2 protein-coding genes are annotated in these 2,479 nt (G+C 34.7%); both read right to left on the bottom strand.

The window, feature by feature from the left end; genetic code table 11:
• Window positions 1–266: 266 nt before the first annotated feature.
• Window positions 267–998 (bottom strand): DsbA family oxidoreductase, encoded by a 732-nt coding sequence (locus BAU27_RS09180; protein WP_071745409.1) that lies wholly within the window; start codon window positions 996–998, stop codon window positions 267–269.
• A gap of 202 nt (window positions 999–1,200) precedes the next feature.
• Window positions 1,201–2,160, bottom strand: a complete 960-nt coding sequence (locus BAU27_RS09175) for an alpha/beta hydrolase (RefSeq protein WP_071770697.1) — start codon at window positions 2,158–2,160, stop codon at window positions 1,201–1,203.
• Window positions 2,161–2,479: the final 319 nt, after the last annotated feature.

The raw sequence follows: 2,479 nt of genomic DNA, 5'->3' as shown, positions 1-2,479 counted from the left end.
GCTCATTTGCGACTTCCTTATGTTAACATCTTCGTTAGTTAATGTCAACTAAGTTTTTTATTTCGTTTGCCGTGTTTTGCGTTATTGCATCGGCGACTTGTTCTATATTACACTTCATTTGTATAATCGTCAATATGTTTTTTTGAAAAACTTTATATTTTATAGATTTCATTTACGTAATCAAAATATCTATTTACGTATTTCTTCTATAGTTATATACAAGCACCCCATAGAACTATCTATGGGGTGCTATTCCATCATAAAAACTATTGTTCTTCTGAAGGTACCGAACAACTTCCGTCAGTACAAGAAAAATCGCTTCCACCATCTGCTGAAAGTTCCTGTAACTTAGGTGCAGGATTCTCTTCTTCCCATACTTGCTGAAGTGCACCAACAAAAGTTTCAAGTGGTTGCGCACCTGAGATGGCATATTTTTGATTAACAATAAAATAAGGTACTCCCGTAATTCTATATTGCTGAGCGATCGCTTCATCAACTCTAACATCATTTGCATATGCACTTTTATTATTGATAATATTTAAAGCCTCTTGCTTATCTATCCCTGAATTTTCAGCAATCGTAGCGAGCGTTTCCACATCACTTAAATTTTGTGATTCAGTAAAATATGCAAAAAGAAGATTTTCTGTAATCTCTTTTTCCTTCCCTTGCTCCTTTGCAAACTTCGCCAGACGATGCGCATCAAAAGTGTTTGTCGGCTTCATCTCTTCAAAATTAAAATTCAAACCCATACTAGCTGCATGATTGCCTAGTTGTATATTATTACGATTAGCTTCTTCAATACTAATCCCATACTTCGATGCAAGCACTTCGTTAATACTCGTTCCAGAGTAAACAGGAGTATTCGGATCTAATTCAAAACTTTTAAACTCAACTTCAACATCATCCCTATGTGGGAATTGTTCTAAAGCCGTCTCTAATCTACGTTTCCCAATATAGCAAAACGGACATACAAAATCAGACCAAACTTCAATTTTCATATGAACACCTCATTAACATTTAGTTTTCAATCATTGTAGCACTGAGATTAAAGAATTCAAAAATTTTTGCTCTACCTCCTTCATATAGTACATACAAGAGTATACTTATAGCAGAATACCTAATTAGCAAAAAAAAAACGATAATCAAAAGGATAAACTATTCCCCCTCCGATTATCGTATATAAACATGAAACAACTTTAATTATGCTGGAATATACTTCTCTACGAATTTCCATACAGTATTCCAATATTTATTTGAATCTATTTTCTCCGCTTCTCCATGTCCCGCACCTGGAACAATTAATTTCTCTTTTTCTACTTTTGCAGCACTATACACCTCATCTAACATTTCAAAAGGAACAAATGTATCGGCATCTCCATGAATGAACAGCATAGGTGTTTTACTTTTCGCAACTTGTTTTACAGCCGAAGCCTCTTCTAAATCGTATCCAGCCCTCAATTTAGTAACTGTATTGGCCGCATTCATAACAGGAAACTTCGGTAAGTGGAATAAATCTTTTAGTTGATACGTGAATTCATCAATAACAGTCGAGTATCCGCAATCTTCAATAATAACTTTAACATTAGGAGGTAAATCTTCTCCAGAAGTCATCATAACAGTTGCTCCACCCATAGAAATACCAAATAGAGCTATTTCAGCATTAGGATCTTTCTTTAAAATTTGTTGAATCCACAACAAAACATCTTTGCGATCATGCCATCCCATACCGATATACCCCCCTTCACTATTCCCATGCCCACGAAGGTCTGGTACTATGACATTATAGCCTTGTTCATAAAAGTTCCGGATATATTTCGTCATTGCTGATGCCCTGCCATCATATCCATGAACTACAAGTGCCCATTTATGACTAGATTGCTCATTCATATATTCATAACCTGTTAAATTTAGCTTATCAAAAGAGCGTATAGTTAATGTATTAGGTTTATATTTTGATACAAAGTTCGCATTCTTGTCTTCATTCGTAGCCAATGCACCTTCCGATGCATTCACCGTTTCCGTTAAGTGAGGATTATCCTCTAAAAAATCTTTTCCTTGTTTCGCATTCAACGCATAATTATAGAAATAATTCCCGACTAACATATATGCAATCGCTAGAAGGACTAAAACTACTATAGTAATTACACTTATCTTTTTCATATTATCTCCTTTTTAAAATTAAATCTCTATATATTAAAGTACTTCAAAAAATAACTGTACTATTTTAACACACCGACAGATTAGTTCTACAAAAAATAAAATAGAAAATCTTAAACTACACACCGAAAATGATGAAAGAAATTGAATATGAGAGGATTAAAAGAAGAAGTATTATTTAAAATGGTACCTTGAGGCTGATAAGAAGTTAGAAACACAAAAAAGACGAGTCATTCTGACTCGTCTTAAGGTTGCTTGGCGACGTCCTACTCTCACAGGGACAAGGTCCCAACTACCATCGGCGCTAGAGAGCTTAACTTCC

The sequence above is a fragment of the Bacillus sp. NH11B genome (assembly GCF_001884205.1).
Lineage (GTDB): Bacteria > Bacillota > Bacilli > Bacillales > Bacillaceae_G > Bacillus_A > Bacillus_A proteolyticus.
This window is presented reverse-complemented; position numbering and strand designations above follow the sequence as displayed.

Excerpts from the sequence above, each read along its gene's own strand:
- BAU27_RS09180 (WP_071745409.1), bottom strand. The coding sequence starts at position 998 with ATGAAAATTGAAGTTTGGTCTGATTTTGTATGTCCGTTTTGCTATATT.
- BAU27_RS09175 (WP_071770697.1), bottom strand. The coding sequence starts at position 2,160 with ATGAAAAAGATAAGTGTAATTACTATAGTAGTTTTAGTCCTTCTAGCG.